We start from the raw sequence: 7123 nt of genomic DNA, 5'->3' as shown, positions 1-7123 counted from the left end.
CGGTGTCGGTCAACTCGCGCGTGTCGGGCCAACAACAGGCTCTTTTGCATTGGAAACGCGCCGAAAGCGCTACGCAAGAGCCAGTGCAGACCCTCGTCCAGGCTCCTGTTCCATTGGAAAGCGCTCGCGTCCGGCGTTTAAACTTCGTTGACAATCGATCGGACGAAAGTTTGTCATCATGGTCCGCATGCGACGGGGCCATCATTCAGCCGTTCCACATCGTCATCCAATAAAGAAGCGTCGCGGCGCGACATGCAGACACATGCAGCACGCCGCGACCGTCAATCCGCCACATCTCAGGGCAGCGAGCCGACCTCACGACGCATGACGTCGCCGCCGTGTCTCCATACGGACCACGCACGACGCATGCCGCCGCGCGACAGAACGCACAGCATCCGGATTGCCGTTTGGCAAGCGCGTTAACAACTTGTTTCGGAATCGCCGGAACCGCATTTGTCCGATGCAATCTCACAAGCACGCAGTTCTGCTGCGCATCCCACTCAATCAATCACGACTCGAGGGAGATAAACGTGAACGTGAAATACTTACCGCTCATCGCATTGACCGTGGCAATTTCTGCTCACGCGGCCGATCCGGCCGCGCAGAACGTGGGACAAAGCCAGAAGGCCGCCCCGGAAGTCTCGGCGTGCATCGCCAAGACCTGGGCCGACAAGTCGCAGCAACAAGTGATCTCGCAGAACGTGCTCGCCAACGGCCTCGCGACCGATGTCTACGCACCGGGCCAGCAACCGCCGAACGGCGCGGCCGCGATGGTTCGTCCGTCGCCGAATCCGGGCGCGAAGACGTGGGTCGCCGTGCGCGGCGACGCGGCCGCCGCCGGCGACATCAACGCCTGTCTGTAAGCACCGCTGCCGGACGGCATTGCGCCGCCCGCATGCAAAAAGCCCCGCTTCGGCGGGGCTTTTTGTTTAGGCGCATGGGCCGCGCGCACGCGCCGCGACCTTGCTTGCGCGCTTACAGGTAGCTGCAGACGTAGTCGAGCGTCTCCAGCACCTCGATGTCGAAGCGGCTCTTGCCCGGGACCGAGAACGATTCGCCGGCGCCGTAGGTTTGCCACTCGCTGCTGCCGTCGAGCTTCACGCGGCACTTGCCGGCCTGCACTTCCATCAATTCGGGCGCGTCCGTGCCGAAGTTGAGCGCGCACGGCAGGATCACGCCGAGCGTCTTGCGCGTGCCGTCCGGGAAGAGCACGGTATGCGACACGCACTTGCCGTCGAAATAGACGTTCGCGCGCTTGACGACCGATACGTTGTCGAATTGGGTTGCACTGGTCATGTGATGCCTCTGATTGCTGGATGCCGGATGGCGTGTTGTCGAAAGCCGGCCGGGGCGGCAGGCCGGCCGCTATGATACCGGCTCGCGGCAGGCGGGCCGCAAGCGGGATGGACTCGAGGCGGGCGACCGATAATCAGGATCACTACCCGATGCATTGCGTGGCCCGCATCGAGCGGCTCATCTGAGTCCCTTGCGGCGCGCGGAATCGCGCAGGCAGTCGAGCAGCATTGCCGCGGCCGGCGTGAGCGGACTGTCGCGGCGCGTGACGACCTGCACGGACACGCCGGGCAGCCGCTCGCGGATCGGCAGCACGGCGAGCTGGTCGCGCGCCCACTCCCCTTGCAGCAGCTGTTCGGGCATCGACGCGATCAGGTCGCAGCCCGTCATCAGGCTGTGCGCCAGGCCGAAGCTCGGGCATTCGACGACCCGCTGCGGCACCGGCAGCCCGTATGCGATGAACGAGTTGAACAGCACCTGGGTCGAGCTTTCCGGCGACGGATTCATCAGCCAGTCGGCCTCGACGAGATCGGCGAGCGACGTGGCCGACGCGAGCGGATGCCCCTTGCGCGCGACGATCAACGATCGGCTCGCGTAGAGTTCCGCGTGATCGAACTCGGCCGCCAGCAGTTCGGGCACGACGACGGCCACCGCGAAATCGAGCGAGCCGTCGTGCAGGCGCGGCAGCGCGACGCCCGGGAACCCTTCGATCAGACTGACGCGCGCGACCGGAAAGCGCCGCCGGAACGCGCGAAACGCGTCGGGCAGGATCGTCACCGCGGCGGCCGGCGTGATCGCCGCCGCGACCGAGCCCGTCATCGCGCCCTGCGCCTGCTCGATGTCGTCGCGCGCACGCTGCATCTCGGCGACGATCAGCCGCGCGCGCACCTGCAGTTGCTGGCCGAACGCCGTGAGCTGCACGCCGCGCGCGGTGCGCACGACGAGCGACACGCCGAGCGCGATCTCCAGTTCCTTGACCGCCTTCGTCAACGCCGCCGGCGACACGTTCAGGCGCCGCGCGGCCGCGCGGATGCTCCCTTCGTCCGCGACGGTGACGAACGCTTTCAGCTGATGGTATTTCATGGCGGCATGCGTGATTCGTGGAAACCCCGTGCAGCGCGGCGCATGCAGGATCAGGGTATTCCCGAGCGGCAACCGGTGGTGTGCACCAAAGCAATTTAGCAGCTTCTGGTGCGCAAAAGAAATTTATATCCTTTCACGTCATATGCGCGTCAAACGTCCACCGGACCCACAGGAGACACCATGCTGCAAGCCGTGAACCCCGTCATCCCCGGCATCGCCGCGATCGCCCCGGACCTCATCGAAGTGCGCCGCCGCATCCACGCGCACCCGGAACTCGCGTTCGAGGAAACGCTGACGAGCGATCTCGTCGCCGAACTGCTCACCGGATGGGGCTACGAAGTGCATCGCGGCATCGGCAAGACGGGCGTCGTCGGCGTGCTGCGCGAAGGACAAGGCACGCGCAGCGTCGGCCTGCGCGCCGACATGGACGCGCTGCCGCTCGCGGAGGCCACCGGCCTGCCCTACGCGAGCCGCCATGCGAACAAGATGCATGCGTGCGGTCACGACGGCCACACCGCGATGCTGCTGTGCGCGGCGCGTCACCTGGCCGCGACGCGCCAGTTCTCCGGCACGCTGAACCTGATCTTCCAGCCGGCCGAGGAAAACTTCGGTGGCGCGAAAGCGATGATGGACGATGGCCTGTTCGATCGCTTCCCGTGCGATGCGATCTTCGCGATCCACAACATGCCGGGCCGCGCCGCCGGCGACATGGCATTCCGCACCGGCGCCGCGATGGCGTCGGCCGACCGCGTGACGATCACGCTGCGCGGCGTCGGCGGTCACGGCGCGATGCCGCACTTCGCGCGCGATCCGATGTCGGCCGCGGGCAGCATCATGGTCGCGCTGCAGACGATCGTCGCGCGCGAAGTCGACGCGCAGCACGCGGCCGTGATCACGGTCGGCAGCGTGCAGGCCGGCGAGACCTTCAACATCATTCCCGAAACCGTCGTGATGAAGCTGTCGGTGCGCGCGCTGAACGCTGATGTACGCGCGCTGCTCGCCCGCCGCATCGAAGCGCTCGCGAAGGGCCAGGCGGAAAGCTTCGGCGTCGCCGCGGACGTGGATTACGACTACGGCTACCCGGTGTTGGTCAACCATCCCGAACCGACCGCGTTCGCGGCCGACATCGCGCGCCAGATGCTCGGCGCCGAGCGCGTCGAGACCGAAGCCGCGCCGCTGATGGGCAGCGAGGACTTCGCGTTCATGCTCGAAGCGCGCCCCGGCTGCTATGCGTTCATCGGCAACGGGGTCGGCAGCAAGGGCGGCTGCATGGTGCACAACCCCGGCTACGACTTCAACGACGACATCCTCGCGATCGGCGCGAGCTACTGGGTCCGCGTCGCCGAAGCCTGGCTCACGGCCTGACGGCCCTTCATCACGCAGTTCCGCGCTTCAGCAGGGGAACCCCATGGAAACGTCCGCCCTCCCGTTCGCCGGCTCGTCGGCCGATGCCCGCGCCGCCGCGAAGAAACGCCGCCTGATCGCGGCCGCCGCGGTCGGCAACGCGCTCGAGTTCTACGACTTCACGGTCTACAGTTTCTTCGCAATCCTGATCGGCAAGCTGTTCTTTCCGGTCCACTCGTCGTTCGGGCAGCTGATGCTCGCGGTCGCGAGCTTCGGCGTCGGCTTCGTCACGCGTCCGCTCGGCGGGCTCGTGATCGGCATGTACGCCGACCGCGCCGGCCGCAAGAAGGCGATGATCCTGACGCTCTTGCTGATGGCGCTCGGCACCGCGACGATCGCGGTCGCGCCCACCTTCGCGCAGGTCGGCATCGCCGCGCCGCTGCTGCTCGTGCTCGCACGCCTGCTGCAAGGGTTCGCATCGGGCGGCGAAGTCGGCGCGTCGACGACGCTGCTGCTCGAACAGGCGCCGCAGCACCGCCGTGGCTTCTACGCGTCGTTCCAGTTCTCGAGCCAGGGGCTCGCCGCGCTCGCCGGGGCGCTCACCGGCGTCGCGCTCACGTCGACGCTCAATGCCGCGCAGCTCGAAAGCTGGGGCTGGCGCGTGCCGTTCATCATCGGCACGCTGTTCGTACCGCTCGGTTACTGGCTGCGCCGCACCGTCGAGGAAGTGCCGGCCGCCAGCCCGGCCGCCGCGCACGACGAACCGGTCGCGTCACTGCCGCTCGCCGACGTGCTGCGCCACCACGGCAAGGCCGTGTTCTCGGGCCTCGGCGTGACGATCGGCGGCACGTCGATCCACTACATCATCGTGTTCTACATGGCGATCTACGGCGTGCAGGTGCTGCACCTGCCGACCTGGCTGTCCATGACGGCCGGCTGCGTCGCGGGCGCGATCCTGATGCTCGTGACGCCGATCGGCGGCCACCTGTCCGATGTCTACGGGCGCAACCGGATCGTCTGGTGGACCCGCATCGTGCTGATGGCCGCGATCTATCCCGCGTTCATCGCGCTGAACCGATGGCCGGGCGCCGCGTCGCTGCTGTCGATCATCGCCGCGCTGTCGGTCGTGCACGCGATCAACATCGGCGCGACCGGTGCGATGCTCGGCGAACTGTTCCCGCGCGCGGTCCGGGCGACTGGCGGTGCGCTCGTCTACAGCGTCGGCGTCGCGATCTTCGGCGGCTTCGCGCAGTTCTTCGTCACGTGGCTGATCGCGGCGACCGGCAATCCGAATGCGCCCGCGTGGTATGCGATCGGCTGCGGTGTGCTCACTCTGCTCGCGATTCGCTGCATGGACGAGAAGGCCGGGAAGGCGCTCGATTGAGCGGTGGCGACGCGGGACGCGCGACACGTCATTGACGCAGCGAACGCGCTTCGTGCATGATCGCTCCATGCACGACGCCACGCTCACCCTTTCGACGACCACGCGCACGACCGCCTTCGGCGGGCCCGTGCGGCGAATGCGCGCAAGGTCGTAGCACCCTTCACCGATTCCCACAGGCCCCGCCGGTTCCGGACGGGGTCTCGTCGTTTCTCCGTCCGCACCGGCCTTTCAGGAGAAACGCGATGTCCGAAGCCCCATCCCCGAAACGTGCGCTGCTCGTCGTCGACATGCAAGTCGGGTTGTTCCATGGCCCCGATCGTCCGCATGACGGCGAACGCGTGCTGGCCAACGTCAACCGGCTGATTCGCCGCGCACATGAAGCCGGCGCGCCCGTGTTCGCCGTACGCCACACCGGCCCGGCGGGTTCGCCGATCGCGCCCGATGCGCCGCTCGCCGCATTGCTGCCGGCGCTCGCGATCGATACGGCACGCGACATCGTGTTCGACAAGACCCGGCCGAGTTGTTTCGCGGGCACGCGCCTCGCCGAATGGCTGCACGCGGCCGGGATCGGCGAGATCGTAATTGCGGGGATGAAGACGCAGTACTGCATCGACACGGCGTGCCGCGCGGCCGCCGATCTCGGCTTTCGCGCCGTGCTCGTCGCCGATGCGCATACCTGCATGGATACGCCCGCGTTGCCGGCCGAGCGGATCGTCGCGCATCACAATGCGACGCTCGGCGGGCCGTTCGCGACGTTGACGACGACCGAGGCATGCGGGTTCTGACCGGCAACGCATACGGCACGCCGCACGCCGGCCCCGTAAACACAAAAAGGCACGGGCCTTCATCGCCCGTGCCTTTCCCTGCGCAAACCGCCCCGCTCAGAACGTATGCATCATCCCCACATACGCGCCCGTCTGCGACTCGCCCGTCATCGGGCTCGTGCCCGACGTCGCGTCGCGCGGTGACGCGAGCAGCGAGAAGTTCGAGTTGCCGCCGTTGCGCACATACGCGACCGTCCCGTACAGGAACGTGCGCTTCGACAGGTTGTACGTCGTACCGAGCACGTACATGATCGCGTGCCCCGACGGATCGTGCGACGCATCGCCGCCGCCATCACCGACCTTCACGTAGTACCCGCCGCCCGTCACGGCCCACTGCGGCGTGGCCGTGTAGGTCGCGCCGAGCCAGTAGTGATCGGCGCGATCGGCGACGCCCGCCGGGCTGTCCGGCGCCTGGTAGTGCGTATAGGCGCCCTGGATCTTGAACTTCGACACCTTCACGTTCGCGCCGACGAAATACTCGCGCGACGCGGTGAAGATGTTGCTGAACTTGCCGTTGTTGTCGCGCAGCTCGTCGTAGATGCCGCGCACGTCGAGCACCGGAGAGTGATACGAGATCATGATCCCGTCCGAGCGGCCGAAGTCGTCGGCCGCGCCGTAGTTGAAGCCGCGCGACTGGTTGCCGAACGCATATTGCGCCTGCACGTCGAAGCCGCCGATCACCGGGCTGTGATATTCGATGTTGTTGCTGCTCTGCTGCCAGTTGCGGCCGCGCACGAGCGATGCGGACGAAAACGCCTGCTGCACGAACGGATCGAATTCCCACACGCCGTCGCTGTCGATGAACAGGTTGCGGCCGGCCTGCAGCTGGCCCCACGTGTCGCTCTTCAGCCCGACATACGCGCGGCGCGACCACATGCGTCCGCCGCCCGTCGTGCCGTTCATCACCTGGAACGCGGTTTCCAGGTTGAAGACCGTCGACATCCCGCCGCCGAGATCCTCGACGCCTTTCAGGCCGAACATGCTGGTGCCCCAGTCGCCGCCTTCCGCGCTCCAGCGCGTCGAACTGCCATTGGGCGTCGCGATGTGGTTCAGGTATTCGACGCCGCCGTCGATACGGCCGTACAGCGTCACGCTGGTCTGTGCAAACGCGGCCGCCGGCGTGGCGGCCACGATCAGCCATGCGAAATGTTTGAGTCGCAAAATGATGCCCCCTCGGAGTCTCGACCGTCCGGCA

8 protein-coding genes are annotated in these 7123 nt (G+C 67.0%); 5 read left to right on the top strand and 3 right to left on the bottom strand.

All coding sequences use genetic code 11. The features are described 5' to 3' along the window. Both HWX22_RS31790 and HWX22_RS16950 read left to right on the top strand, forming a co-directional pair. The coding region (locus HWX22_RS31790) for a hypothetical protein (protein WP_208456463.1) at window positions 1–233 on the top strand (233 nt) is incomplete at its 5' end. Between the two features lie 297 nt (window positions 234–530). Beyond that, the gene (locus HWX22_RS16950) at window positions 531–863 is read left to right on the top strand and encodes a hypothetical protein (RefSeq protein ID WP_175909541.1); all 333 of its coding nucleotides are present in this window, start codon (window positions 531–533) and stop codon (window positions 861–863) included. 112 nt (window positions 864–975) lie between these two features. Here the strand turns inward: HWX22_RS16950 and HWX22_RS16945 are convergent, their stop codons facing one another. Beyond that, on the bottom strand, window positions 976–1296 hold the full coding sequence (locus HWX22_RS16945; RefSeq protein ID WP_006478890.1) for a pyrimidine/purine nucleoside phosphorylase: 321 nt from the start codon (window positions 1294–1296) through the stop codon (window positions 976–978). Between the two features lie 177 nt (window positions 1297–1473). Further along, window positions 1474–2376 (bottom strand): LysR substrate-binding domain-containing protein, encoded by a 903-nt coding sequence (locus tag HWX22_RS16940; protein WP_059819254.1) that lies wholly within the window; start codon window positions 2374–2376, stop codon window positions 1474–1476. Between the two features lie 180 nt (window positions 2377–2556). Here HWX22_RS16940 and HWX22_RS16935 point away from each other — a divergent pair, with 180 nt between their 5' ends. The 3 genes from HWX22_RS16935 to HWX22_RS16925 all read left to right on the top strand — a co-directional run bounded on the left by HWX22_RS16935 (window position 2557) and on the right by HWX22_RS16925 (window position 5889). Further along, on the top strand, window positions 2557–3741 hold the full coding sequence (locus HWX22_RS16935) for a M20 aminoacylase family protein (protein ID WP_175909540.1): 1185 nt from the start codon (window positions 2557–2559) through the stop codon (window positions 3739–3741). Between the two features lie 43 nt (window positions 3742–3784). Continuing rightward, the gene (locus tag HWX22_RS16930; protein WP_175916063.1) at window positions 3785–5104 is read left to right on the top strand and encodes an MFS transporter; all 1320 of its coding nucleotides are present in this window, start codon (window positions 3785–3787) and stop codon (window positions 5102–5104) included. A gap of 242 nt (window positions 5105–5346) precedes the next feature. Then, on the top strand, window positions 5347–5889 hold the full coding sequence (locus HWX22_RS16925; RefSeq protein ID WP_124522101.1) for a cysteine hydrolase family protein: 543 nt from the start codon (window positions 5347–5349) through the stop codon (window positions 5887–5889). 96 nt (window positions 5890–5985) lie between these two features. Here HWX22_RS16925 and HWX22_RS16920 read toward each other — a convergent pair whose 3' ends face one another. Next, window positions 5986–7089: a porin gene (locus tag HWX22_RS16920; RefSeq protein ID WP_059533872.1), complete on the bottom strand. Its 1104-nt coding sequence runs from the start codon at window positions 7087–7089 to the stop codon at window positions 5986–5988. Window positions 7090–7123 lie beyond the last annotated feature (34 nt).

The organism is Burkholderia sp. BCC1638, from assembly GCF_902833195.1.
In the GTDB taxonomy this organism is placed as follows: Bacteria; Pseudomonadota; Gammaproteobacteria; order Burkholderiales; family Burkholderiaceae; genus Burkholderia; species Burkholderia diffusa.
The sequence above is the reverse complement of the archived record's forward strand: the minus strand, read 5'-3'. Positions and strand labels throughout refer to the sequence as shown.

Bases quoted from the DNA above. Each gene is read 5' to 3' on its own strand.
- HWX22_RS16940 (WP_059819254.1), bottom strand. From the start codon at position 2,376: ATGAAATACCATCAGCTGAAAGCGTTCGTCACCGTCGCGGACGAAGGG.
- HWX22_RS16930 (WP_175916063.1), top strand. From the start codon at position 3,785: ATGGAAACGTCCGCCCTCCCGTTCGCCGGCTCGTCGGCCGATGCCCGC.
- HWX22_RS16925 (WP_124522101.1), top strand. From the start codon at position 5,347: ATGTCCGAAGCCCCATCCCCGAAACGTGCGCTGCTCGTCGTCGACATG.
- HWX22_RS16945 (WP_006478890.1), bottom strand. From the start codon at position 1,296: ATGACCAGTGCAACCCAATTCGACAACGTATCGGTCGTCAAGCGCGCG.
- HWX22_RS16935 (WP_175909540.1), top strand. From the start codon at position 2,557: ATGCTGCAAGCCGTGAACCCCGTCATCCCCGGCATCGCCGCGATCGCC.